The 24,527-nt window shown below is 68.8% G+C and carries 16 protein-coding genes, 1 tRNA gene and 7 pseudogenes; 14 read left to right on the forward strand and 10 right to left on the reverse strand.

Going from position 1 to position 24,527, the window contains the following annotated elements; all coding sequences use genetic code 11:
• Positions 1–75: 75 nt before the first annotated feature.
• Positions 76–701: pseudogene (locus tag IE263_RS47160) on the forward strand (IS5 family transposase); the annotation flags it as partial.
• 185 nt (positions 702–886) lie between these two features.
• Here IE263_RS47160 and IE263_RS47165 read toward each other — a convergent pair.
• On the reverse strand, positions 887–1,738 hold the full coding sequence (locus tag IE263_RS47165; protein ID WP_189944331.1) for a helix-turn-helix transcriptional regulator: 852 nt from the start codon (positions 1,736–1,738) through the stop codon (positions 887–889).
• An 88-nt stretch (positions 1,739–1,826) separates the two neighbouring features.
• On the opposite strand from IE263_RS47165, the gene IE263_RS47170 reads away from it, so the two are divergent.
• Positions 1,827–2,627 (forward strand): SDR family NAD(P)-dependent oxidoreductase, encoded by an 801-nt coding sequence (locus IE263_RS47170; protein ID WP_189944332.1) that lies wholly within the window; start codon positions 1,827–1,829, stop codon positions 2,625–2,627.
• Between the two features lie 102 nt (positions 2,628–2,729).
• Positions 2,730–2,927, forward strand: a pseudogene (locus IE263_RS47175) (transposase); the annotation flags it as partial.
• A gap of 486 nt (positions 2,928–3,413) precedes the next feature.
• On the opposite strand, the gene IE263_RS47185 reads toward IE263_RS47175, so the two are convergent.
• A complete protein-coding gene (locus tag IE263_RS47185; RefSeq protein WP_189944333.1) occupies positions 3,414–4,424 on the reverse strand; it encodes a LacI family DNA-binding transcriptional regulator in 1,011 nt (336 codons plus the stop codon).
• A gap of 397 nt (positions 4,425–4,821) precedes the next feature.
• Between IE263_RS47185 and IE263_RS47190 the strand changes: the two genes are divergently transcribed.
• On the forward strand, positions 4,822–5,787 hold the full coding sequence (locus IE263_RS47190) for a glycoside hydrolase family 6 protein (protein WP_189944334.1): 966 nt from the start codon (positions 4,822–4,824) through the stop codon (positions 5,785–5,787).
• Between the two features lie 512 nt (positions 5,788–6,299).
• On the opposite strand, the gene IE263_RS47195 is transcribed toward IE263_RS47190, so the two are convergent.
• Positions 6,300–7,028: a TetR/AcrR family transcriptional regulator gene (locus IE263_RS47195; RefSeq protein ID WP_189944335.1), complete on the reverse strand. Its 729-nt coding sequence runs from the start codon at positions 7,026–7,028 to the stop codon at positions 6,300–6,302.
• A gap of 258 nt (positions 7,029–7,286) precedes the next feature.
• On the opposite strand from IE263_RS47195, the gene IE263_RS47200 reads away from it, so the two are divergent.
• Both IE263_RS47200 and IE263_RS47205 read left to right on the forward strand, forming a co-directional pair.
• Positions 7,287–8,339, forward strand: coding sequence for an amidohydrolase family protein (locus IE263_RS47200; RefSeq protein WP_189944336.1), 1,053 nt, complete (start codon positions 7,287–7,289; stop codon positions 8,337–8,339).
• Positions 8,340–8,691: 352 nt separating this feature from the next.
• A pseudogene (locus IE263_RS47205) lies at positions 8,692–9,021 on the forward strand (helix-turn-helix domain-containing protein); the annotation flags it as partial.
• A gap of 8 nt (positions 9,022–9,029) precedes the next feature.
• On the opposite strand, the pseudogene IE263_RS47210 reads toward IE263_RS47205, so the two are convergent.
• Positions 9,030–10,064 (reverse strand): annotated as a pseudogene (locus tag IE263_RS47210) (transposase); the annotation flags it as partial.
• A 290-nt stretch (positions 10,065–10,354) separates the two neighbouring features.
• Here IE263_RS47210 and IE263_RS47215 point away from each other — a divergent pair.
• Positions 10,355–10,663 (forward strand): hypothetical protein, encoded by a 309-nt coding sequence (locus IE263_RS47215; RefSeq protein WP_189944337.1) that lies wholly within the window; start codon positions 10,355–10,357, stop codon positions 10,661–10,663.
• A 123-nt stretch (positions 10,664–10,786) separates the two neighbouring features.
• Here the strand turns inward: IE263_RS47215 and IE263_RS47220 are convergent, their stop codons facing one another.
• Positions 10,787–12,070 (reverse strand): HEPN/Toprim-associated domain-containing protein, encoded by a 1,284-nt coding sequence (locus IE263_RS47220; RefSeq protein WP_189944338.1) that lies wholly within the window; start codon positions 12,068–12,070, stop codon positions 10,787–10,789.
• 445 nt (positions 12,071–12,515) lie between these two features.
• On the opposite strand from IE263_RS47220, the gene IE263_RS47225 reads away from it, so the two are divergent.
• From IE263_RS47225 to IE263_RS49345, 4 genes and pseudogenes are all read left to right on the forward strand, one after another.
• Positions 12,516–12,716, forward strand: coding sequence for a cold-shock protein (locus IE263_RS47225; protein ID WP_189944339.1), 201 nt, complete (start codon positions 12,516–12,518; stop codon positions 12,714–12,716).
• A 50-nt stretch (positions 12,717–12,766) separates the two neighbouring features.
• A tRNA-Met gene (locus tag IE263_RS47230) sits at positions 12,767–12,840 on the forward strand.
• A 187-nt stretch (positions 12,841–13,027) separates the two neighbouring features.
• Positions 13,028–13,777: pseudogene (locus IE263_RS50280) on the forward strand (serine/threonine-protein kinase); the annotation flags it as partial.
• A 43-nt stretch (positions 13,778–13,820) separates the two neighbouring features.
• The gene (locus IE263_RS49345; protein WP_229911567.1) at positions 13,821–14,327 is read left to right on the forward strand and encodes a hypothetical protein; all 507 of its coding nucleotides are present in this window, start codon (positions 13,821–13,823) and stop codon (positions 14,325–14,327) included.
• Between the two features lie 715 nt (positions 14,328–15,042).
• Here IE263_RS49345 and IE263_RS47240 read toward each other — a convergent pair.
• Complete coding sequence (locus IE263_RS47240) at positions 15,043–16,443, reverse strand: TniQ family protein (RefSeq protein WP_189944341.1); 1,401 nt, start codon at positions 16,441–16,443, stop codon at positions 15,043–15,045.
• 261 nt (positions 16,444–16,704) lie between these two features.
• Here IE263_RS47240 and IE263_RS47245 point away from each other — a divergent pair, with 261 nt between their 5' ends.
• Positions 16,705–17,520, forward strand: a complete 816-nt coding sequence (locus IE263_RS47245; RefSeq protein ID WP_189944342.1) for a hypothetical protein — start codon at positions 16,705–16,707, stop codon at positions 17,518–17,520.
• A gap of 92 nt (positions 17,521–17,612) precedes the next feature.
• On the opposite strand, the pseudogene kilB reads toward IE263_RS47245, so the two are convergent.
• The 3 genes and pseudogenes from kilB to IE263_RS50285 form a co-directional block, all read right to left on the reverse strand.
• Positions 17,613–18,017, reverse strand: a pseudogene (gene kilB / locus IE263_RS50430) (plasmid transfer protein KilB); the annotation flags it as partial.
• Positions 18,018–18,245: 228 nt separating this feature from the next.
• Positions 18,246–19,667, reverse strand: coding sequence for a non-reducing end alpha-L-arabinofuranosidase family hydrolase (locus IE263_RS47255; protein WP_189944343.1), 1,422 nt, complete (start codon positions 19,665–19,667; stop codon positions 18,246–18,248).
• A gap of 95 nt (positions 19,668–19,762) precedes the next feature.
• Positions 19,763–20,410 (reverse strand): hypothetical protein, encoded by a 648-nt coding sequence (locus tag IE263_RS50285; protein WP_373312310.1) that lies wholly within the window; start codon positions 20,408–20,410, stop codon positions 19,763–19,765.
• Between the two features lie 95 nt (positions 20,411–20,505).
• Between IE263_RS50285 and IE263_RS50290 the strand changes: the two genes are divergently transcribed.
• Positions 20,506–21,132: a hypothetical protein gene (locus IE263_RS50290; protein WP_373312311.1), complete on the forward strand. Its 627-nt coding sequence runs from the start codon at positions 20,506–20,508 to the stop codon at positions 21,130–21,132.
• An 83-nt stretch (positions 21,133–21,215) separates the two neighbouring features.
• Positions 21,216–23,870, forward strand: coding sequence for an RICIN domain-containing protein (locus IE263_RS47265; RefSeq protein ID WP_189944344.1), 2,655 nt, complete (start codon positions 21,216–21,218; stop codon positions 23,868–23,870).
• 101 nt (positions 23,871–23,971) lie between these two features.
• Here the strand turns inward: IE263_RS47265 and IE263_RS47270 are convergent.
• A pseudogene (locus IE263_RS47270) lies at positions 23,972–24,327 on the reverse strand (ArsR/SmtB family transcription factor).
• Between the last annotated feature and the right edge of the window lie 200 nt (positions 24,328–24,527).

Consider the following 24,527-nt stretch of genomic DNA (forward strand, 5'->3'; position numbering starts at 1 on the left):
CACATCAACGATCGAGCATGCCGACAGTCACATGATCAACAGCTTTTGTTAGAGCCAGTTAGCGAGGAGACCCTGGCCGCGCTCGAGGAGGCGGCCTCTCAAAAGGGGGAGCGTCCGAGGGACAAGGCGGGCCAGACGGCGAAAACGATCCCGTCCAGGCCGAACGGCGACGCATCCGCCGAAGACGGCGGGCCCGGCTGAACGCTGCCCTGCTCGGCCGGTCCCGCGGCGGACTGTCCAGCAAAATCCACCTGGCCGCCGACCGGCGCTGCCGGCCGATGGCGCTGGTCCTGACCGCCGGTCAGGCCGCCGACAGCCCTCAGTTCATCCCGGTCCTGAACAAGTTACGGGTCCGCCTGCCAGTCGGCCGTCCTCGCACCCGACCGGCCGCTGTGGCCGGCGACAAGGCCTACTCCTCCCGCGCCAACCGCGCCCACCTGCGCAAACGCCGCATCAAAGCGGTCATCCCGGAGAGGAAGGACCAAGCCGCCAACCGCAGGAAGAAGGGCAGCCAGGGCGGCAGGCCCGTCACCCACGACACCGACCTCTACCGTGACCGCAACACCATCGAGCGGGCCATCAACAGGATGAAGGACTGGCGAGGCATCGCCACCCGCTACGACAAGACGCCCGAGAGCTACCTGGCCGGACTCCATCTCCGCGCAGCCACCATCTGGATCGGCAGTCTTCTGCAAACCTGATGATCACAACTAGAGACGTGCCCTAGTTGGCCACTGAGCGGTGTGGTTGGCTGCTTTGGACTCAGGAGCAGCCGCGTGGCGTTCGGCCGACTCGTCGTTACCGGACCGCGGCTGCCCGTTCCCGCCGCTCTTGCGTACCCGGACGGGTGGTGCGGACCGGCATGATCACCCGGTCCTGGTGCGGCTCAGTTGGCCACGTCCATGCGCTGTGTGCCGATGACCGACAGCAGCCGCAGCGCCTCCTCGGAGGGCGAGCCCGGTGCCGCGGTGTAGATGACGACCTGCTGGTCCCGGTCGGTGACGTCGAGGACGTCGCAGTTGACGGTGACCGGGCCGACCAGCGGGTGCTGGAAGGTCTTGCACAGGGTGGGCTCGGCGCACACATCGTGGGAGGCCCACAGCCGTGTGAACTCCTTGCTGCCGGAGAGAAGGTCACCCACCAGCTCGTTCACTTCGGGATCGTCGGGATAACGGGCGGCGGCGGCGCGCAGGCGCTGCGCCGAGTGGCGGGCGAACGCGTCCGCGTCCGACACCCCGTACAACCGCCTGCCCTGCGGGTGCGGCCCGAGGAACACACGGCGCACCAGGTTGCGGTCACGCCGTGGCAGGGCGGAGAAGTCCTCCATCAGGGCGGCCGCCAGATCGTTCCAGGCGATCACCTCGAGCGTCGCGGACGTCACGATCGCGGCGGCCTGTGGCAGTCGGCGCAGCAGGTCGAGAATGCTCTGCCGCACCTCGCGCGGGGGTCCGGGCGGCGGGCCCGGCGGTGCGCCGGCGAGGTGGTGGAGATGGTCGCGCTCGGCGTCCGACAGGCGCAGGGCCCGGGCCAGCTGGGCCAGTACCTCGCGTGACGGGCGCGGGCCGCGGGCCTGCTCCAGGCGCGTGTAGTACTCGGTCGAGATGAACGCCAGCTGCGCCGCCTCCTCGCGGCGCAGGCCCGGGGTGCGGCGGCGCGGCCCGGTGGGCAGGCCAACGTCGGCCGGGGTGATCCGCTCGCGCCTGCTGCGCAGGAAGGCCGCCAGTTCTCGTCTGTCCACACCCCCCAGTGTGCGCGGGGATCGCGGAGCCGATCCAGGTACCGTCAGTGCCTGGATCGGCTCCGCGAACGGTCGCAGGCTCGCTGCCATGGACAACACACCGACCACCGACACGTCCGCCCCCGCCGCCCTGGGCCTGCTGGCCGACAAGGTCGCCTTCATCACCGGTGCCGGGCGCGGTATCGGCGCCGCCGCGGCGCGGCTGTTCGCCCGGGAGGGCGCCCGGGTGCTGCTCGCTGCCCGGACAGAGGCACAGTTGAAGGCGGTGACCGAGGAAGTCCGGGCGGCTGGCGGCACGGCGGACTACGTGGTGTGCGATCTGGCCGACGCGGCCGGCGCGCGCGCCGCCGTCGACCGCACCGTGGACTTGTACGGCCGACTCGACGTCGCGTTCAACAACGGTGCCACGATCCAGACCCCGGGTCCTATGGACCAGTTGCCGGAGGCCGACTTCGACCACGTCTACGCCGTGAACCTCAAGGGCGTCTGGCTGGCCATGGTCGCCCAGATCGCCGCCATCCGCGCCACCGCCCGGACGGGCGCCATCGTCAACAACTCATCCGTCGGCAGTCTGATGGGCAACCCCGAACTCCCTGCGTACGGCGCCATGAAGCGGGCGGTCAACAGCCTCACCGAATCAGCCGCGGTCACCTACGGCCCGGAGGGCATCCGTGTCAACGCCATCGCCCCCGGCCACACAGCGACCGAGATGATCCGTACCTGGGAAGCGGATTCGCCCGGACTCGTCGAGCGGCTCAAGGCGCACACCCCGCTGCGCCGCGCGGCCGACCCCGACGAAATCGCTCAGGCCGCCGCCTGGCTGCTCAGCGACCGCTCCTCCTACGTGACCGGCACGGTCTTGCGAGTCGACGGCGGCGCGCGAGCCTGAGCCGACGATGCGACCGCACCCTCGTGAGCCTTACTGATCATTTCAGAATGAGTTTGGCTCACAGGCTTGGCGGTTGGGCTGGTGGGCGGCAGAGTTCTGCGGGTGTCGGATGATCTTGTGCCTGATGACCTGTGGGATCGTGTCGCTCCGCTGCTCCCGCCTCGCCCACCGCGGCGTCGGCGGTATCCAGGCCGACTGCCGGCGGATGACCGTGCGGCTCTGCGGGGGATCGTCTACGTGCTGCGCACAGGTGTGACCTGGGAGGACGTGCCGACCGAGACGATCGGCTGCAGCGAGGTCGGTGATGGTCTGCCCCGCAGTGTGCACCTCGTTCCACTTGTCCGCAAGGATGTACATGGAGGCGGCGATGTTGACCGCGTAATCCAGGGCCACGGCCTTCTGCGTCACCGGAGGGAGAAACGTCTCGCCGGGCTTCTCGTGGCCCGCGAGGCGCATGCCGTCGGTGACCTGGCCAACACCGTAGCCGCAGTCAGAGTCGTGCCAGCGGACCTTCCAGTACTCCTCGGACGTTTCCCCCTTGTGCCCGTAGAAGCCGGCCTGCCACCCGGGCCAACTACCCCTGCCGTCGGCCTGAGTTCCGCCGCCCGTGCGGGCCCACGCCCGTTTGCCCATGCCGCTTCGGGCGATGGCGCTCGGCGCTGGAGGCGCTTCCGTCAGGCGTCGGCGGTCCATTAACTCGCCCAAGGGTGTGAAGCAGTGAGCGGCAATCAGCCGGGGCCGTGTCTCGCGTTCATGCTCGACTTCGTGCTCGTCAGTGCAGGACCGTCAGGCGCTTGAGCGGGTGACCAGGCGCGTGGGCAGGATCAACGGGGTGGGGTCGTGTCCGTTGATGACCGCGACGAGCATGCGCGCCATCTCACGTCCGAGAGCCGTTATGGGCTGATGGACGGTGGTGAGGGGCGGATCAGCGACCTGGGCGACGGTCAGGTCGTCGAAACCCACCACAGCGATGTCGGCGGGGACCGCCCGGCCGGCCGCGCGCAACGTGCGCAACGCCCCCGCTGCCATGTTGTCGTTGGCTGCGATGATTCCGTCCAGATCGGGGTGCTGCTTCAGCAGGACGGCCGTGGCGGCGGCTCCGCTGGGCTCGGTGAAGTCCCCCTCCTGCGGCGGCAACGGATCGAGGCCGGCCCCCAACAAGGCGTCCCGGTAGCCGCGGTACCGGGCGCGTCCGGCCTCGGTGTCCAGACGCCCGCAGATCGCGGCCACGCGAGTCCGGCCGCGCGAAATCAGGTACTCGGTCGCCTCGCGCGCTCCGCCGACGTTGTCGACGTCCACATACCACCGGGGAGCTACACCGACGGGGCGTCCTCCGAACACGACGGGCATCTCCGCCTCTTCGGCCATACCGGCCAGCGGATCGCCCTCGCGCAGGGCCATCAGCAGGACACCGTCGGCACCCTTGGACCGGAGCAACTCCTCCACCCGCTTGCGACCCCGGTCGGAAGCGGCCAGGCACAGCATCAGATGCAGATCGGCGTCCTCCAGAGCGGTCGACGCCCCCACGATCACCTGAGCGAAGAACGGATCCGCGAAGATCGACGGATCCTCTCCCGAGACGACCAGGGCGGCCGCTCCCGTCTGACGCGTGGCCAGAGCACGGGCGGTCGGATTGGGCACATAACCGAGTTGCCGGACGGCCCGTTCAACCGCCTCCCGTTTGGCAGGGCTGACATGCGGAGCGTTGTTGAGGGCACGGGAGGCCACGGAACGGGAGACCCCGGCGCGTTCGGCCACCTCCTCGAGCGTCGGCTGCCGACGCGGCGCAACTGTCATGACCACGAGCCTTTCCCTCATGACCGGACGGGAAGCGTCTCACCCCGGACCATGACACTGCCACCCTGGGAGACGTCGTGAGACAGACAAGGAGACCTCGACCTCCGCCAGCCCGGGACCTAGTCTGGGATCGCTTCCAGTTTCGTGACCCATGAGGCTTGTTCTCGCCATACGAGCATGGTGCATCGACCCTTGACAGCTCAACGGTGCATCGACCCTTGACAGCTCAACTACGGCGCAACACCATGCCGGAAGCCACCCCAACGATTTTCCAGTGCTCTGGGACCGCTTCCAGTGGGAGCGCTCCCAAGATCAGGTAGCAACACCGCTCTTGCTCAGGTCGCACGCTCGGGACCAGAGGGTGCGACGGACCCCTGCCAGGAAATCGAGGTCAGTCATGCGCCGCAGACTCCGCGCCTTGGCCGCAGCGCTCTTCGCCCTGCCGCTGGCGTTCGCCGTCGCACCGTCCGCCCACGCGGCCGACCCCACCACCATGACCAGTGGGTTCTATGTAGACCCCGACTCCAGCGCGAAGAGGTGGGTCGCCGCCAACCCCCGCGACGGCCGGGCGCCCGCAATCAACTCCTCCATCGCCAACACCCCGATGGCCCGCTGGTTCGGCTCCTGGAGCGGCACCATCGGCACCGCCACGGGCGGGTACGTGGGAGCGGCGGACCAGGTCGACAAGCTGCCCCTCCTCGTCGCCTACAACATCTACAACCGCGACTACTGCGGCGGGCACTCCGCGGGCGGAGCCGCTTCGCCGTCCGCCTACAGGAGCTGGATCGCCCAGTTCGCTGGTGGGATCGCCAACCGCCCGGCCGTCGTCATCCTGGAACCGGACTCCCTCGGGGACTACGGCTGCATGACCCAAGCTCAGATCGACGAACGCGAGGGGATGCTCACCGGCGCCCTCGCCGAGTTCAGCCGCCAGGCCCCCAACACCTGGGTGTATCTCGACGCCGGCAACCCGGGCTGGGCGAACGCGGCGACCATGGCCCGGCGCCTCCACGAAGCCGGCCTGCGACAGGCGCACGGCTTCTCGCTCAACGTCTCCAACTACTTCACCACCGCCGAGAACACCGCCTACGGCAACGCCGTCAACCGGGAGCTGGGCGCCCGCTACGGCTACACCAAGCCGTTCGTCGTGGACAGCAGCCGCAATGGCAACGGCTCCAACGGCCAGTGGTGCAACCCCTCCGGCCGCCGTATCGGCACCCCCACCCAGCTGGGCGGAGGCGCCGAGATGCTCTTGTGGATCAAGGTTCCGGGCGAGTCCGACGGCAACTGCGGCGTCGGAGGCGGCTCCTCGGCTGGGCAGTTCCTCCCCGAGGTCGCCTACAAGATGATCTACGGATACTGATCCCGGCCTTCCGTGGCCTGGTACGCCCTGCCCCACCATCAGGCCACGGCACCGCCCGCCACACCCGGCCGAGTCGACCGCCCACCTCTTCCGCACAAGCGGTCGACAGCCGGCCGGGCTATGGGCATTCCCGCGGTGATCGAGTCGCTCCCGCCGGTGTCACCGCGCAGACCCCACGCCGCAGACGCCGTGCACGCGCGCTCCCGGGGCAGGCTGCGTAGTTGGGTTACGCGTCGGGGGTCTGGCGCAGGTCTAGGTGTTCTGCCCACAGAGGTTCGTGACAGGACGCAGTTCCAGCGGGTCCTGGAGGGTGCTCAGTGAGCGGTCGGAGTGGCTATGCCATCGGGGCAATGGGGGTCGTCCGCACGGCAAAGGGCGAGACCCGGGGTGCGGCATGGGCCGTCTACCCCATCGCAACACTGTCTCGATGAGGCGGCAGCCCGCTTCCATCACAGCCCGGGCTTGATCGCTGATGTTCGCAGAAGGCCCGCAGGCTCGCGGTGGCCTACCCGTTACCCGTCGGCCGCGATACGGCCGAGCCATTCGTTGAGCAGGTGCTGCTCTGCGTTGCTCAGGGCTGTCTGTTCGGGCAGTGCGGCGCGCAGGGCCCGGGCCGCACCGGCCGCGCCCGGGTCCTGTACGTCGGGCTTCTGGTTGGTGACGGCGGTGACCATGGCCTCTCGCAGGGACGTGAGCAGGGCCGGGTCGCGTTGATCGTCGGACATCGACAGCCAGGTGAGCACGGCCCCGCGCGCGGTCGCGTGGATGATCGCGGCCGCGAGGTGCTCCTCGACGCGTAGCCAGCCGGCCGCGGCGAGACGGCGAATGCGGCCCAGCAGAATCTCCATGCCTGCCTGGAAAGCGGCAGAGGTCGTGCCGCGCCTGGGCTCGCCGTACATCATCGCGTACAGCGCGGGGTTCGCGAGCCCGAACTCGACGGCAAGGTTCCAGCCGGCGCGCAGGTCCTCGAGCGGGTCGCTGGGGTTGGGCTCGGCGTGCTTGGCCGCCAGGAACGTGGCGTAGCCGTGCTCGGCCACCGCATCGAGCAGTTCGTCCATGTCAGCGAAGTGGCGATAGATCGCCGGGGGCTGCAAACCGGCCGCCGCTGCGACCGCACGGGTGGTGACCGCTTCGCGGCCCTCGCGCCCGAGCAGGTCCGCGGCGGCCTCGATCACGCGTCGGCGGGTGAGCTCGCGCCCGCCGGGGCCGGGGGTGACGTCGTCCTTTGTTCCTCGAGGCATGAATCGATGATACCGCGGCGATAGATCGGTGCCAATATCAGTGATACTGTTTAGGTGTTGCCGATGGAATCCATCGAATGGGCGCCGCTTGGCGCCCCAACCCGGCGAGCAGTCCGGGCCACGGATTCGGCGAACACCGGCGTACGCGGCAGCACGTACCGCGAGTCGTCTCGGCAAGGCCCCAGGCCCGGAGGGCATCGGCCATCCGTGCCCGCACGCGCTTGCCGCGAAAGACACCACTGACAACAGGAGTACGCCATGCCAGACAAGATCAAGATCGTGGCTCTCGAGGAACACATCGCCCTGCCTGGGCTGCTCGACGCGTGGGCCAAGGCGGGGGTGCCGCAGATTCCGCAGCTCGGGTTCGGCGACGAGTCGTTCGCCCGGCGGTTGCGGGACTTCGGCGAGCAGCGCCTGGCCGATATGGACGACCAGGGCATCGACGTCGCGGTCCTGTCCCTGGCCTCGCCGGGCGTGCAGAACCTCAGCGCCGCAGACGCCGTCGTCGCGGCCCGCGAGGCCAACGACACGCTGGCCGACATCGTCGCCGGGCGGCCCGACCGCTTCCAAGCCTTCGCCGCCATCCCCACCGCGGCGCCCGAGGCCGCCGCGGCCGAACTGGAGCGCGCGGTCACCCAGCTCGGGTTCCCCGGCGCGATGCTCTATGGGCGCACCGGCGACAAGCTCGCCGACGCCCCGGAGTTCGACGACCTCTACGCGGCCGCCGCGCGACTGGGAGTTCCCCTGCACTTTCACCCGCAGACCCCTGTGAAGCCGGTCCTCGACGCGTACTACTCAGGCTTCGACGACGGAGTTGGGATGGCGCGCAGTACGGGCATGGGGCTCGCGACGGCGGGGCTGGGCTGGTACTTCGACCTGGGCATCCAGTACCTGCGGATGATCTTCTCCGGGGTGTTCGACCGGCACCCCGAGCTGCAGGTGATCGCCGGACACTGGGGCGAGGTCGTCCTGTTCTATTTGGACCACACCGGGATCATGGCGCACAACGCGAAGCTGGAACGCCCGCTGGCCGACTACTTCACGCAGAACTTCTGGGTGTGCGGCAGCGGCACGGTCAGCGAGCGCTACATGCGGTGGACCTCGGAGGTCGTCGGGACCGAGCGAATGATGTACTCCACCGACTACCCCTACACATTCGGGACCCGGCCCGGCGGATTCCCCTTCCTCGACACCGCCAACGGGGTCGCCCGCTCGTTCCTCGAGCAGGCGCCGTTCAGCCACGAGGAAAAGGCCGCCATCGGATCCGGCAACTGGGAGAAGCTAACCGGGCACGTCACGGCCAACCGCTGACCACAGCGATCGGCTAGAGCCCGGCCCTGCCCAGGGCACCGGGTATACCTTCACGAATCGCGCCAATCCAGCGCCGACTTCCAAACGGCGCTGTCCTTCGCGCCAGGCAGCCGGGGTGGACCCCGCGCCACACCGGCATGCTCGCCACGATCGGCGCAGCCCGCCTCAGGAATCAGGCGACCCCCAAGGAGCGCACACCATCCCCGTGCAGGTTTCGCCACGTTGGTCCGGAGCCCGCCGAACAACGGGCACTTCCGAACGTCACACCCTGGCGGCGCCTGCATCACGGCCGGGGGCACGAGTGATCACTCGTGCCCCCGGCCTTCGTCCTTTCCGAGCCTGGAGGATCCGCATGGTTCATCGCAACGCACCCTTGACCGAGACCGGCCGCCTGCGCCTGGCCCAGTGTGTCGTCGACGACAAATGGCCACTGCGTCGCGCAGCTGAACGTTTCCAAGTCTCGCCCATCACAGCGAAGCGGTGGGCCGACCGCTACCGGGACCAGGGGCCGGCCGGGATGGCAGATCGTTCCAGCCGCCCCCACCTTTGCCCACGGCGCACCCCTACTCGCACCGAGCGGCGGATCATCAAAGTCCGTGTCCTGCGCCGCTGGGGGCCAGCACGCATCGCCTACCTGCTCGGCCTCAACCCCGCCACTGTGCACCGCGTCCTCAGCCGATACCGGGTCGATCTGCGCAGGAACGCCTGCCAGCGCAGGTTGACGTTTTCGCCCGACAGGCCGGTGGCCGATGACCACAGCCAGACGGGGAGCGGATCGTGGCCGCCGGGCAGTCGGTCGACCTCCAGGCGGATCAACGTGCCTTCGATGACGGGGAGTTCGCCGGTGTGGTCGATCCACGCGGAACGGGTGGTCAGACGAGGATGGATGCGGTCCCAGGCCATCGCGCGAGCGGTGCCGTAGCGGTCGGTGACAGCCGCGGTTGCGGCATGGGGCTCGCCCCAGGTGTCGGGATTGGCGAAGCGGAACTCCTTGCCGTGCTTCGGCGGGCGTCCGCCCTGTGGCGGCGAGACCCAGGGGACCGGGACGGGCTTGCGCATCACGCGGTCCGTGCGCATCCGACCGAGGACCTCCACCGGCAGTCCTTCCAGCAGATAGGCCATGCGTGGAGCGTCGTACCCGGCGTCGAAGACGATCAGGATGTCGCGGTCGCCCGCCTTCCAGCGACCCATGTCGATGAGGTCTTCGACCACGCGGCGGACCTGGGCGGCGGTGACCTCGGCGACATCGTCGGTCGGCCCCAGCCGCAGCGCGTCCAGGATCTGGCACCACGAGGTCCGGCCCGACTCCAGCGCGGCGACGAACGAGTAGGGCCAGCCGGGCACGAACTGGTCCGACGAGCGTCCGCTGCGGCGGTAGACGTGGCAGAACAGGCGGTCCGCACTGGTCGGCGCGTCCGGCCGCAGCCAGTGGGTGACGTCCACCGCCAGGACCAGACGGCCGTCGGCGGCCTCGGGCTGCGAAAGCCCGGCCAGCACCTGCCGCAACCGTGGCACATCGACGTTCCCGCAGTTGAGCGCGTCGTACATCGCGCCGTGCCCGCGCCGGTGCTCGGCCGTCAGCGTGAGATCCACCGGCGTGGTCACCGGGCCGTCCGCGCACAGCAACGCGTCGGTCAGTTCGAACAGCGTGTCCCCGCGCACGGGCAGGCAGCCGAGTCGTCGTGGGTCGTCGGGTGGCCAATCCGGGCAAGCCACAAGCGGCAGAAGCGTGAAAGCCACACCCGACGCCCCTGGGCGGGTCAACCATACGGAGGGCTCACCACATCCCGCAGAACAACGTAGGGAAGCGTGACGCTTCCGCGAACGCCTCCCGCCGGGCATCAAGTTGCGGCAGGCTCATTCCTACGGCCTTCGTGGTGGTTCGGTGCGTTCCTTGGTCGGAGCACAGAATCGGACGAAGGCCGCCCATGTGTCTGATGAATTCCCACGTGGGGGAGACAGTTCGAGGGACGATTCGACTCGCACGGCTCGCGCGACCAACTGAGGGAGCAGCGATGAGCGGCAGATGGTGGCTCATGCAGGGCGACACCCAGATCGGAGAACTCCGACACTACGCAACTGATCAGCCGACGTTCCTGTGCCGCTTTACCCCCGGCCCCGGATGGGAGGCAGTCCGCACGCGGTTCGAACACTGGGCAGCCCTGCACGGCCCAGATGCCGACGGAAGCCGGACCGCGCAAGTCATCAAGCCCATCATGGACCTCGGACTGACGTTGGTCCCCGAAGACGGCGGAGAGCCCATGGCGCTGTTCAAGGAGTGCATCGTCCGGATTGAAGGCGATACCGCTCGCGTGCGCTGCTGATCCCGATGAAGTCTCAGACCATAAAGAACAAGCTAAGCTCTCGCTGAAGATGATCAAGGAGGCATGTTCGATCTGTGACTTGCCGGACCGCTGGTGGCCTCCTGAGGACCGCTCCCGCGACCTTCAGTCGAAAGCGTGGACGATGTCCTCGATGATGGCGTGCACGCCGCTCCAGTCGCCCGTGTCACGCTGCCCTGCCCGGGCTGCCTTCACCTTCTCCTCGAACGCCTTCAGAACCAGGACCTTGTGCGCCTCCGACAGCCCACCCTGGTGACGCTGCACGGCGGGGATAAAAACTCTCAGGTGGACCGGCGCCAGCGTACCGTCGATCGTCAGGACGTCTTCGCCGAGGTACATCTCCAGGGAGCCGGCGGCGCCGTTCACGTCAGTCAGCGACATTGTGGGGGAGTTCGGCTCGACGGTGGGGTAGCGGGCCAGCAAGGACAGGTCTGGGTAGTGCCGCACCCGACATCCAGCCGGCAACTTCTGCCTCTTCAGTTTGGCGAACGCCTCATGTGCGCCGGCGTCGTTGTCGGCGATGGCCACGAAGCGGTTGGCGACGCCGGCCGCGATGAACGCGTTCACCATGATCGCGAGCGCGCCGACGCTGCCGCGTGCCTTCGTGCCCGTGTAGTCGATGAAGCGGACGAAGCCCACGAGGTGCGGGTGAGTGACGTGCATCGCCTCGGTGAGAACCCTGGAGTCGGTGCTTCCTTCCGTGAGCACGATCAGCGGGGCGTTGTCGGGCAGGGCCGCGAGCTGCCGCTCACGTGTCGGGCCCGCGATGGGTTGGTCCGTGTCCAGGCCTACGCAGCAGCCGGTCAGCCCGCTCAGGTCCAGCCCGACCCGCATGCGGTCCGGGGCTTGGTCGACGATCAGTCGTACGAGGCTGCGGCCTTCGACGAACCAGCGCAGTTCTTCAACGTCTGCGGCGGTCTCGGTGAATTCGTCCTCGTACTGGATGTACTTCTCCGCGGTGGCGAACGACGCGTATGGCTGGTGCGGTCTGATCGCCTCGCCGATTGCCGCGAGCAGTTCGGCGGGCTCGCGCGGGCGCCGGGCGAGGGTCTGGTAGAGCCGCTCGCCCCGGGCTTCCCGCTCCCGCAGCCCGCTCTGGTCGTCGTAGGTCTTCCGCCACTGCTCGATGCCCTCCGCCAGGTCAGCGAGAGCGCGACGCGAGGTGAATCCCTGCACGTTCAGGCGCTGCCGTAGAGCGTTGGCGGTGGTGTAGTACCCGAGCGTGATCTCGCGCTCGCCCCAGTCGTCGTCACGCGTGTCATCGCCGACGTCGGCGACGACCAGCTCGCGGTCGTTTTCGTTGAAGAGCGCTGCCAGTTCCTCGTTGTAGTGATCGCGGGTGTAGAGGAACTGGTATTCGCCAACGACCAGGTAGGAGTGATGCCCCATCCCCGCAGGATCCCATCTTCAAGCCGATCACCGCAGAGAGTTCGCACACGGAGACTTCGCTTTCGCCGTGGTGTGCGCGGATCACGGCCGTCCATATTCAGGACGAGGCGGGTGTCCAGTGATCGCGGGACCTCACCGCCAGAAGGGCGGCGCACCGCTGCTCGGCGCTGCCCATGCGGGTGAACCGGGCCCGTTCGGGACCTACGAAGAAGACCTTGAGACCAAGGAGCACGACCGGCTCCGCGGGGTTTTCAAGCACGGACAGGGTGACCAGCCAGGTGAGTCCGGGATGATCTGCGCCGCGCCTTCCTAGACCGTGTCGTCGCCTGCCGGATAATCCGCCAGGGCAGGGGGTAGGACGAAGGCCGGGCTTCCCTCCGCACGGGAAGGCACCCGCACATCGACTCAGCTGGGCCCGCCCGGCAAGAACGAAGGACGACTCTGCATGGCCAGCGGCACCGTGAAGTGGTTCAACGCCGAGAAGGGCTTCGGATTCATCGCCCAGGACGGCGGGCCGGACGTCTTCGCGCACTACTCCGACATTGCCGGAAGCGGTTACCGCGAGCTGGTGGAAGACGAGACGGTCACGTTCGATGTGACCCAGGGTCAGAAGGGTCCCCAAGCGGAGAACATCGTCCGCAGCTGAGGCCGATCGACCCGCCCCGCAGCGCCGACTGTGTACAGTGGCCGTACCGACGCGGGGTGGAGCAGCTCGGTAGCTCGCTGGGCTCATAACCCAGAGGTCGCAGGTTCAAATCCTGTCCCCGCTACGAAGAGGAGGGCCCGGCAGCAGCCGGGCCCTCCTTCATAATCCCCAAGCCGTCCTCCCAGGCCGCAGCCGTGCCTCCCAGCCGCCCTGCACCGTTTACGTATGCTCCGCCGCACGCCGGCACACAAGCAAGCGTCGTCGACGCGACCGGGCGGACAGACGCCCGGCATGAGACGCAGGAGGATCTGATGCGCGGCGCCACGGTGGCGGGCCGCTACAGGCTGGTCAACATCATCGGCAAGGGCGGCATAGGAGAGGTCTGGCACGCCGAAGACATCCAGCGTGGCCACGACGTCGCCCTCAAAATCATCACGGTGCCCGAGACGGGCACCGTGCACGAGGCCAGCTTCCGCAGGGAAACAGGCGTCGCAACCAGGCTGGCGCATCCGCACGTCGTCTCGGTTCACGACCACCGCTGTGCCGACCTCGACGGCCAACGGGTTCGATATCTCGTCATGGATCTCGTCGCCGGCCGACCGCTGAGCGCCGTCACCGCCGTCGGCCCCGCCGCTGTCGCCGACACTGTGACCTGGGCCCACCACGTCTGCCAGGCTCTGCTCGCCGCCCACCGCGCCGGTGTCGTACATCGCGACATCAAACCGTCCAACGTGCTCATCACCCACGACGGGCGGGCGCTGCTGTGCGACTTCGGCATCGCACGCCTCAGCGACGCCACCGGACACACCCTGACCGTGACCGGCAACGCCATCGGCACCCCGGCGTACATGTCCCCCGAACAGGCTCGCGGCGACACCAGCCTGGACTCGCCCAGCGACCTGTACTCTCTGGGCTGCCTGATCCACGAACTGCTCACCGGCGCCCCACCCTTCTCCGGCAACGCATGGCAGATCCTCCACCAGCACCTCCGCGACACCCCGGCCCCTCTCAGGTCCCTGCGCCCCGACATCCCGAGCGAGCTTGAGCAACTCGTCTGCCAGCTAACTGACATGGCTGACCAACCTGTCCGAGCCGTGGCCGATCATGCTGGGAGCCATCGGGGGCGCGACGCTGTGCCTCCTCTACCTTCTGGATCCGCCGCTCACCGCCCCCACCAGCGGCCCGCAGATCAGCACCGCCACCCTGTTCACCGCGCTCGCGCTCGCCCTCGCCGGGGCAGTAGGCTTCCTGCTGGCGCCCGAGGCGCCGTGGTGGACAGCTGTTACCACCGCTCTACTGGGAGGTCCCCTTCTGCTGACCTGCTCCGCCGCCGTACACCGAGCGGTTCAGCACCTGCTGCGCCGTACGGCCTGGGAAGCGGATCTCGCCTGCACAGCCGGTGTACTCCATGCCGCCGTACTGCTGCTCGCTGCCCACGCCCAGGGCATGTCCATTACGGCGACGCTGGCCGTCAGCGCCGCATCCTGGCCGGTCGCAGCCCTCCTCACCGCCGCCCTGACATCCCGGCGCGGTTGCGGCATCGAGCAGAGCAGCGCAGAGGCCACTGCCCGGGCGCCTGCTCCCGCTGCCACCCCCAGGCCCGCCCCCTGACGCCAAACCTCGCCTGGCTACGGCGTCAGGAGGCATCCGGATGTTCTGCGACTTCCGCCGACGCGAGCGCGGCAACGCATCGGAACCCGGTGATTCTGGCCGCGCTCAGCTGGCCGCCCAGGCACAGCGATGCGCTCCCCAGTTGGGGCGTCGCACCGCCACGGGTTGCTGGTCGGGCAACGGCTCGCCAGACACTCCGCTCGAAGGCGTACATTCCGAAGTGTGAACGACCTTCCGAGACGAATCGCCCCCGACACGGACCGTGCCGCGGCCGCGATGTTGCTCGGTTGCGAGCCGAGGCAGGTCGGGCCGTGTCCGCGCTGCCAGGGGCTCACTGCCCGGTACGGGCTGCGCGCCCAGTTGATCTGCCCCGCCTGCCGCGCACGAGAGAAGGAGGAAAGCCCTACGGCAACCTGGTCGCGGCAGACGCGTCAGGACGACCTCTGACTCAGCCTGCCCAACCCAAGTCGACGATCTCAATGCCGTCGAGGTACGCGCAGAACTGCACCCACGATCGCGGGCCGAAGCGCAGCACAGCGTCCCGCCCGCCTGGCACCGGCCACGTATCTGGGCGCACGAGAGCTGCGGCGAACACCGAGCACGCCGGGCTGCTCGTCCACGGAGTCGTCGAGCACTCACGAGGCGCGGTGAGCCTGGTTGCCCGCCGCCTGGAACACCTGAAGGTCGTCGTGCCGACCCGTCGGCGCTCCGCCCCTTAATCCGCCACCGGAGCACCAGGAAACGCGTCCGTCCCGGGATCGCCCGAGTCCCATACGGGGCTCTGCAACCGGCGCTCCCGTTCTGATCGGTAGTGGCTGCACTGGAGGGGGGTGAGAAGGCGAACCGAGTAGCCGCTGCAGTAGACGCACCAGCGGCCTTCGAGGTCCTGATCGCACTTGGCCAGACCGCCTGCGAGCATCTGCTCCAAGGGCATGGTGAACGAGTTGTTCTCGGCCATGGGCCGGAGAATCTCGACGAGTTCGGCCAGCGTCAGGATCTCGTGGCGCTGTGAGGGCAAGGGGCCGAAGCCAGCGCCTTCGCGAGTGTCCGCGTACCGGCACATGGCTCCGTGCGATGAGCCCCGGTACTGCCCGCGGGCATTGGTCGCATACACCTGGACGTCGGCCAGCGGGCCCAGCTCGGCTCCTTCCAGGAACGGCGTGAGGTCGAGGACGTGGTCGTAGTCGTCGAGGGAGCGGCGCTCGAGCGGCGCGAACAGCAGGTGCATGCCATCGTCCGTGCGGTACTCCTCGGGCAGGGTCCGCAGGTCGGTGTCGGGCCGGATCGAGTACCACACCGGCTCAGGCCACGGCGACCAGCCGAACCGCGCCAGACTCCCGCTCAGGCAGTAGCCACGGCCGCAATCGCACTCGTCGCCGCTCGGGCCGGCGTGCGCGTCGAGCGTGAAAGGGACCGCAGTGGCTGTGTCCACCGGGTCGCGCTTCACGACCTTGTACGGGCCCTGGTTGTGGGCTGTGACGAGCTGATCCGAATCGCCTTCGCGGCGGTAGACGGTGACCCGGAGGCTGATCCGGAGAGGTCGGGCCGCGCGCTTGGCGGCCTTGCGCAGAGTTTGGGCACCGCCCATCTGGGTGATCTGTGGCTCCCTGAAGGCGAGGGTCCAGGGGGCCGACGCAGGAAGCCCCTCGGTTTGGGCTTGGGTACGCGCTTGCTCCAGCTGGCGGCCGAGGTGCTCGACGACTTCGTCGAACGGCAGCACTTCGACCGCCTTCGCCGACGGGGGGATCGCGGCCATGGCGCGGGCCTGCTCTGCCTTGATTCCTGTGGCTGCGTACAGACGCTCCGCGGTACGTTCCGGCAGGTGTTCGGACAGCTGGCGGAGCCGTCGGGCGGCGGAGGAACCCGGTTCCAAGCCGAGGAGTTCCATCATCTGATGCCGGCCGACCAGGTTGTCGGCGGCGACCCGGTCGACCCACGAGGCGAGCGATTCTCCGTCGTGGGGCACGGGGACGATGGCCAGGCGCCGGGGCATGGGGGCGGACTCGGCGACACGGCGTTCGATGGCGCGGCGGGCGGCCGAGAGACTGGTGCCCGGGTGGTCCAGTTGGTACTGACGGATCGCGCGGTCAAGTTCACGCTCGCCGGTGCTCGTCATGGCGGTGTCGCTTCCTTCTCCGACCGACGGTCCCACGCTCTGCGGCCGTAGACGGAGGACGTCACGGCGTGCCAAGCAATCCGCGCGAGTCTCAGACTCTTGGCCTCAGTGCCCCTGCGGCGTGGGCGCCGGGGGCTGGACGTCGGGCGCGGCGCGAGTTGCCCTGCATCGATTCTATCGGGACGCCGCCATGCGCAACCGAGCTGTCCGGCAGCTCGTACGGTCTAACCGCCGCCGTCACGCGCAACGAGGCTGTCCGCCATGCTGACGGGCGTGGTGAACCAACCCCGCCCCCTGGGCCCCATCAGCGCCGTCGACATCGCCGACCGGGTCGCTCGCCGTCACCGGAACGGCGACGCCGGCCTTGCCGATCCGCCTGGCCCGGACGACCTGCTGGGACTGATCAGCTTCGTGCGTGACCGCCACAGCAAGCTGATGAGGCTCGACGACGAGGGGACGCCGGTGCCTGATATCGCGGCACAGCAGGCCGAGTTGGAGGAGGCCCTACGACTCACTCGCCTTGCCCATCTAGAAGTCGACCGCTTGCAGTTGTCCCTGCTCAATGCCGCCCGTGCGGTGGGGATGACCACGAAACAGCGCGGCCAGCCCTTGGAGATCGGCTCCCGGCAGGGCATCCGGGACCGGGAACGGGCGCTCGCGCGCACGCTGGAGGCCTGGGCGAAGAACGTCACCGTCGATGCGCTCGACGACGAGCCCGACCCTGTCGATCTCTCAGCCGCAGATGTCCGGGCGATCGCCGAGGACCTGGTGGCGCACTGGGACGACCTGCTCACCGACGATGGTGACGGTGACGAAGAGGAGGGCGAGGGCAGCTGGATGGCGGGACTCGCCACGAAGCTGCGTGACCTCGCCAACCTCGGCATCGTGGATCTGAGCGATACGGACGTGGCCTCCATCGTGACGATGGTGCGCGAACTCCTCGAGGAGATCGACGACCGGGCCGCAGCGACGGGGCGGCCAGCCGCGGCCACGACCTCTGCCCGGGCCGCGCTGGAGCGGGGGCGACTTCTCGAGCGCCGTCGCGCGAGCGGAGGGCAAGCGGCTACCGATGGCTGATCGGGACCGGTCGGGTCGTCTTGGTGTCGGAGGTACGTGCCCGCGATGTCGACGAAGTCGTCGTGTGCGGCCAGCGCCGCCTCACGGGCCGCCGTGAGCTCTTCGGCGGTGTCGTACGCATTACGCATGGCGAAGGTCGCGGTGACCATGGCGACGGCGCTCGCGCGGGCGGCCGAGTCGTCAATCAACATCCGGAGGGCGTTGAGCGGGCGGGTGATGGCCCGACGGGCGGCATGGCTCGCGGTTTGCAAGTCCCTTTTACGCTGGTCGCTATCACCCTTGAGGGTCGCTTCGCCGCGTGCCCACATCGCCGTCCGGTGATCGCTGATCGCCTCGCTGAGATCGAGGACGGCGTCGAACTGACGGACACGGCGTTCCTCCGCGCGGACCGCTGCTTCACTGCGACCGGCTGCACGCTCCTGGAAGCGCCCGTTGACAACGGCACCGAGCACAGTTCCGAGTACAGCGATCACACCGGTGATGAGCGTCGCGTCCATTCCTGTACCGGAGGCGGCGGGACCCGGTTCGGCAACACCCTCGCGGACGGGGATCTGGTGTGGGTCTTCAGCTCCGACTACGTCGTTGTGGACCTCTTCCGTGTGGTCGACGGAAAGATCATCGAGCACTGGGACGTCGTCGCCGACGGGCAGTAGCCCGGTCCGCAGGGCTGAACGGCAAGCGCCGACGGAACCCCAGCCGCCGTGCGGCTGGGGTTCCGCTACGGGTCAGCGCTGCAGGGTGAGCAGCCCCGGCCGGTACGGCAGTCTCTCGTAGGGGGTGTTCGCCGGTGTGTTGGTGGGCAGGCCCTGGTAGAGGAACTGCAGGTTGCAGGGGTCGATGGTCATGGTCTGGTCGGGGTTGGTGCGGACCAGGTCACCGTGGCTGATGCTGTTGGTCCACGTGGCGCCGCTGTTGGCCTTGCCCGCGAAGGGGTTGGACTCGGTGGCGGCCTGCGGGGTCCACGGACCGTCCAGGCTGGTGGCCGTGAAGGAACGGAAGAAGCGGTCCTCATTCACACCACGAGCCTCGACGATCATGAGGTACTGGTTCTGGCCCTGGACCTTGTAGACCTCCGGCGCCTCGAACAGGTTCTTCTCCGTGTCGGTCATGACCGTGGTGTACGACGAGCCGAAGCTGGCGGGGAAGTTCCCGATCGGCATGGTCGACCTGAAGATGCCGCCCTTGTCATTGGCGAAGAACAGGTACATGTTCCGGTCGTCGGCGATCAGGGTCGGGTCGATCGGCCCGCCGGTGGGGAGGCTGCCGGTGAACAGCGGCTGCGGCGCGGACCAGCCGTTGGGGTTGGTCGGGTCGCTCGACGTGCGGTAGACGAACGGCCATTGGGTACCCCACCCGTTCGAGGCCAGCACCCAGATGTTCTTGGGCGCGAAGTAGAACAGCTTGGGCGCCACCGCGGACTGGCTCATCCCGGTCTGTCCGGCCGACGCCATGTCCGACCAGTTCGTGAAGGGAGCGAAGCCCATCGAGCGCCAGTTGCCGTCGGAGTACGTCCCGTAGACCAGGTGCTTGCCGTTGTACGTCACGGTGGTGAAGTCCTTCAGTGAGAGCCACCCGTTGGCCGGCTGCGCCAGCGGACCCGTCGAGGCCCATCGGTACGTCGACGGAAGGGAACAGGTGCTGCCCGCCCCGGACAGGCCGGTCCACTTCTGGTTGCTGCCGCCGGTGCAGTTCCACAGCTGCACCGCCGTACCGTTCGCCGTACCGGCGCCCGACACGTCCAGGCACAGTCCGGACTCCACGGCGACGATCGTGCCGTCGGCGTTGACCCGCCACTGCTGGTTCGTACCGCCGTTGCAGGACCAGATCACCGGCCGGGTACCGGCCGTGGTGGCGTGGCCCGGAACGTCCAGGCACTTGTTGCCGTACACGGTCAGCTGATTGCTGTCCGTCAGCGTCCACTGCTGGTTGGTCCCGCCGTGGCAGTCCCAGATCTGCACGTTCGTGCCGTCGGTCTGGCTCGCGCCCGACACATCGAGACACCGGCCGGAAGCGACGCCGCGCACGGCGCCGGTGGTGGCAGCCTGAGCCGGGTTGGCGACGAGCATCGCCGACAACGAGGCCAGAACCGCAACCGGGACTGCAAACACTGCAGACAGCCGTCTGCGGATGAAACTACGTCCGCGCATGGGACCTCTCATCCTTGAGAAGTAGTACGTTCGATATTCCGAACCGGAGTCGACATATCGAGCAGAGTGGATGATGAGAGACCCGGCGAACGGCGTCAATACTTCTCACACGATTCGCGCCCCGCAACATTCGCAGGGCTTGCGCTCGCCCGCCCGCCACGGGACAGAAAGCGCCGGCGGCGTCGGTCTCGCACCGGGCCGAACAGGACGTATGCCGTGGATATGACGACGAAGCCCATGCGGATCAGACCGCGGGCCGCGTCATCGGGAACGACGAAGACCGTGCCGTAGAGGGTGATCAGCCCGATCCAGCTCCACCAGGGCACCAGGCGCCGCTGCCCGATCACGTCCCACAGCAGCGTGCCCAGCAGGACGGAGGCGGTGTAGTACGTGTAGACGCTGGGGTCCAGCGCGATCCGGGCGTTGGCGCCGAGCAGGACCACGGCGGGCCAGCGGCCTCGCCAGACCGCGACGCAGCCCAGCACGAGGCTCAGTAAGGCCTGGGCGGGGCGGTCCCAGGCGGGGGTCTGCGGATCGTCGACGCCGAGCCAGCGCAGCGCGGACGCAGGCTGGTTGGGGATGGCGAACTCGGCTGCGGCGAACGACTGCGGGGCGCCGAGGAGGAACGGCAGCCATGCGAGCGCGACCAGCCCCGCACACCACAGACCCGCGCGCAGCCACTGCCTTCTCGGCAGTGCGAGCAGCAACGGCAGGAAGGCCGGCGCGGTCGGTTTGGAGTCCAAGGCCAGGGCCAGGAAGATGCCCGTCGCAGCGGCGTTGCCGCGGGTGAGGGCGCGTACGGCCAGGGCCGTGAAGAAGATGCCAGAACGTCGTCGAGGTGGCCGAACCGGACGGCGACCTCGATCCACATCGGGATGAAGGCCAGGCCCGCGATCAGCACCCGCTGGCGCAGCCGCCGGTGATTGGTGCCGGTGCCCAGGAAGTGCCAGGCGGCGCTGCGGCCCACCACCACCAGGATGATCAGGCCGATCAGGGACATCACGCCGGCGGCCAGGAACTGCCCGACGGGCTCGGGAAAGGGGTTGAACAGGCCCCCCGCCAGGAAACTGACGGGGCCCATCTGCAGTTCCGGGTGGTGGGCGTACAGGTTCAGACCGCCGTCCGCCCGGCCCGAGCCCGCGTAGAGCAACTCCCCACCCGTACGCAGGTAGTGCCAGGAGAAGCCTCCGTGCGGCTGGACCACGGCGAACCACAGGATGGTCCAGGCGGCAAGCAGCACCAGGTGCATCCGCTGGCTGATGGCCGACACGCTCTCTCCCCTGGTGGTTCTGGTCGCATCGCACGGTTCCCACAGGTCATGCGCCCCTATGTGAGATGGCCGGAAGGCACGGCAGGTTCTTTCCGCAACGCCGATCCGGGCCTGGCGGCGGCTGGAATGACGCAGATCGGAGGAGGTGCCCTGAAAAAAGTTCCCGGCGCGCGGCAACCTGTGCGGAGCCTGTGACGACAAGGAAGCGGATCCGGCCAGTTCCGGTGCCCGGATTCGCTTTTCCTCTGGTGAACGGCAGGCAAGGAGAACGCCTCCCCATGAACAACCCCACGAACGGCGGGCGCCGCGGGCGTCACCGCCGTCGCTGGACCGCCACCGCTGTGCTGCTGGGCGTGCCCGCCGCGGTCGTGCCGTATCTCCTGTTCGCGCAGGAGGACTCGCAGGCCGCGACGGTCGACGGCGACGCGTACTACCGGCTGGTTTCCGTGCGCAGCGGCAAGGTGCTGGACGTCAACGGCTTCTCCAACGCCGACGGCACCCGTATCCAGCAGTGGACCGACCAGAACACCGCCAACCAGCAGTGGAAGCTGAAGTCCAAGGGCGACGGCTACTACGAGCTCGTCAACCGCAACAGCGGCAAAGTACTGGGCATAGCAGGCAACTCGACCGCCCACGGGGCCGCCGCCGAGCAGCAGACCGACAGTTCCGCCACCTCACAGGAGTGGCGGATCGACAATGTGAGCGGTTCCGACGCCGTCACCCTCACCTCCCGCAGGAGCGGCCAGGTCCTGGACGTCTCCGGGGGCTCCACGGCCCAAGGCGCGGCAGTCGTCCAGTACCCGAGCCGGGGCAGCACCAACCAGCAGTGGAAGCTGGTCAAGACGGCCGAGACGCAGACGTCCGGGACCGGCGGGGCGCAGACCGCGGCCGCGGCCGGACCGTATGTGTGGAAGAACGCCCAGGTGGTGGGCGGCGGTTACGTCACCGGGCTGGTGTTCAACCCGCGGGAGAAGGGCCTGCTGTACGCGCGCACCGACATGGGCGGCGCCTACCGCTGGGACACCGGGGCCGAGCAGTGGATCCCGCTGACCGACTGGCTGGGTGAGAAGGACTGGAACCTGCTGGGCATCGACTCGCTGGCCACCGACCCCGTCGACCCCAAGCGGCTCTACCTCGGGGCCGGCACCTACACCAACGACTGGGCGGGCAACGGCGCGATCCTGCGCTCCACCGACCGGGGCCGCACCTTCAAGCGCACCGATCTGCCCTTCAAGCTGGGCGCCAACGAGGACGGCCGCGGGGCGGGCGAACGGCTGGTGGTCGACCCCGCCGACAACGGCACCCTGCTGCTGGGCACCCGCAAGAATGGCCTGTGGCGCAGCACCGACTACGGCGTGACATGGCGTCAGGTCTCCTCGTTCCCCGTCAAGGACGGGGCGGGCAGCGGCGCGGGCATCTCCTTCGTGACGTACGGCCCGGCCGGCAGCAAGACGATCTACGTTGGCGTCAACGACAGGTCCACCTCCCTGTACCGCTCCACCGACGGCGGCAGCAGCTGGCAGCCGGTTGCCGGACAGCCCACCGGCCAACTGCCGCAGCACGGCGTGCTCTCCGGTGACGGCTCGCTGTACCTGACGTACACCAACAACCTCGGACCCAACGGTGTGACGGCGGGCTCGGTGTGGAAGTACACGCCGAACCGCGGGGCGTGGAAGAACATCTCCCCGTCCCAGGGCAGCTACGGGTTCTCCGGTCTGGCAGTCGACCCGCGCAAGCCCTCCACGGTGATGGTCACCACCCTCGGCCGCTGGTGGCCCGAGGACGAGATCTACCGCAGCACCGACGGCGGCACGACCTGGAAGGCACTGGCCGACAAGTCGGTGCGCAGCGCCTCCGCCGCTCCTTACGTCGGCACCCACACCGGGCACTGGATGACCGCCCTGGCCATCGATCCCTTCAACTCCGGGCACGTGCTGTACGGCACCGGCAACGGCATCCTGCGCAGCAAGGACGCGAACGCCTCCGACAGCGGCGGCACCAGCCACTGGCACATGGGTGCCCGAGGGCTGGAGGAGACCGCGCTGCTGGACGCGATCGCCCCGCCCGGCGGCGCCACCGTCATCACCTCCATGGGCGACCAGGGCGGCTTCCGGCACGACTCCCTGACCAAGGTGCCCTCCGGGCGGCTGAAGAACCCGATGATGACCAACAGCACCGACATCGACTTCGCCCAGTCCAAGCCCTCGATGATGGTCCGCGTCGGCCGTGGCGGCGCGCAGGACGGTGCCTACTCCACCGACGGCGGCCTCAGCTGGAACGGCTTCAAGGCAGAGCCGGTGGCCGAAGCCCAGGACGGCCATGTCGCGCTCGCGGCGGACGGCTCCACCATCGTCTGGACCCAGGCCGGTCAGGCCCCGTACCGCTCGACCGACAAGGGCGCGAGCTGGTCGAGGGTCGGCGGTCTGGGCACCGGCGCCGTGGTCGTCGCCGACCGTTCCTCGGCCAGGACCTTCTACTCCCTGTCCGGCGGCACGCTCTACGCCAGCACCGACGGCGGCGCGACCTTCACCGCCCGCGCCGGCAGCCTGCCCACCGACGGCCGGCTCAAGGCCGCCCCCGGCATCGCCGGGGACCTGTGGATCTCCGGCTACGGCAAGGGACTGCTGCACTCCACCGACGGCGGCCGCACCTTCACCACGCTCAGGTCGGTGCAGTCCGCCTCCGCCCTCGGCTTCGGCAAGGCCAAGCCGGGCACCAGCTACCAGGCTCTGTACCTGATCGGCACCGTCAAGGACGTCACCGGAGTCTTCCGCTCCACCGACAAGGGCGCCACCTGGCTCCGCGTCAACGACAAGGCCCACCAGTGGGGCGCCATCGGCGGCGTCGGCGTCATCACCGGCGACCCCGACACCTACGGCCGCGTCTACGTCGGCACCAACGGACGCGGCCTTCAGTACGGCGACCCGTCCTGACCCACACACCCGAGCGGGGCCGCAGCCACAACGGCCGGCGGCCCCGCGCTGGGGCTGAGGGACCCTGCGGAGGCGTGGGGCGCGTCACTTCAACCGGGTCGCTACGACGACGGCTCTCCCTCACCCTCACCCTGCGCGGCCTGAAGGTCGGCCAGCAGCTCGGCCTGCCCGGCGAGCACCCCGGACAGGATGGTCCGTGCGACCCGGAGAAGCTCCACGACCTGCGGACTGGTCAGCGAGTAGTACACGTTCGAACCCTCCTTGCGGGTCTTGACCAGATTGCCCGCCGCACCACGGCCAACTGCTGGGACAGGTGTGCGGGCTCGATGCCTACCTCGGGCAGCATCTCCGCGACCGCGTGCTCGCGCTCACTCAGCAGCTCCAGGACGCGGATCCGGGCCGGGTGGCCGAGCGTCTTGAAGAACTCGGCCTTCAGTTGGTACAGCGGCGTGCTCATCGTGCCGTTCCCTCCCCGACACAACGGCACGTCCCCACCGGTCGGAGCTCGGCGCGTCGCATCCACCCGCTCGTCAAGAACATGCGCCCCATCCTCGCCTGCGGCACCGGGCGCTCCTACTGAGGTTTTCAGGGTGGGGTCGGTGGTGCGAGGGCCAGGCCGGTGGCGGTGAGGCAGCCGTCGATCAGGTGGGGCCGGAG

The organism is Streptomyces aurantiogriseus (assembly GCF_014649375.1).
Classification (GTDB): Bacteria; Actinomycetota; Actinomycetes; order Streptomycetales; family Streptomycetaceae; genus Streptomyces; species Streptomyces aurantiogriseus.

Coding starts and splice junctions, on each gene's coding strand:
- IE263_RS47170 (WP_189944332.1), top strand. CDS start 1,827: ATGGACAACACACCGACCACCGACACGTCCGCCCCCGCCGCCCTGGGC.
- IE263_RS47185 (WP_189944333.1), bottom strand. CDS start 4,424: ATGACAGTTGCGCCGCGTCGGCAGCCGACGCTCGAGGAGGTGGCCGAA.
- IE263_RS47190 (WP_189944334.1), top strand. CDS start 4,822: ATGCGCCGCAGACTCCGCGCCTTGGCCGCAGCGCTCTTCGCCCTGCCG.
- IE263_RS47195 (WP_189944335.1), bottom strand. CDS start 7,028: ATGCCTCGAGGAACAAAGGACGACGTCACCCCCGGCCCCGGCGGGCGC.
- IE263_RS47200 (WP_189944336.1), top strand. CDS start 7,287: ATGCCAGACAAGATCAAGATCGTGGCTCTCGAGGAACACATCGCCCTG.
- IE263_RS47215 (WP_189944337.1), top strand. CDS start 10,355: ATGAGCGGCAGATGGTGGCTCATGCAGGGCGACACCCAGATCGGAGAA.
- IE263_RS47220 (WP_189944338.1), bottom strand. CDS start 12,070: ATGGGGCATCACTCCTACCTGGTCGTTGGCGAATACCAGTTCCTCTAC.
- IE263_RS47225 (WP_189944339.1), top strand. CDS start 12,516: ATGGCCAGCGGCACCGTGAAGTGGTTCAACGCCGAGAAGGGCTTCGGA.
- IE263_RS49345 (WP_229911567.1), top strand. CDS start 13,821: ATGCTGGGAGCCATCGGGGGCGCGACGCTGTGCCTCCTCTACCTTCTG.
- IE263_RS47240 (WP_189944341.1), bottom strand. CDS start 16,443: ATGACGAGCACCGGCGAGCGTGAACTTGACCGCGCGATCCGTCAGTAC.
- IE263_RS47245 (WP_189944342.1), top strand. CDS start 16,705: ATGCTGACGGGCGTGGTGAACCAACCCCGCCCCCTGGGCCCCATCAGC.
- IE263_RS47255 (WP_189944343.1), bottom strand. CDS start 19,667: ATGCGCGGACGTAGTTTCATCCGCAGACGGCTGTCTGCAGTGTTTGCA.
- IE263_RS47265 (WP_189944344.1), top strand. CDS start 21,216: ATGAACAACCCCACGAACGGCGGGCGCCGCGGGCGTCACCGCCGTCGC.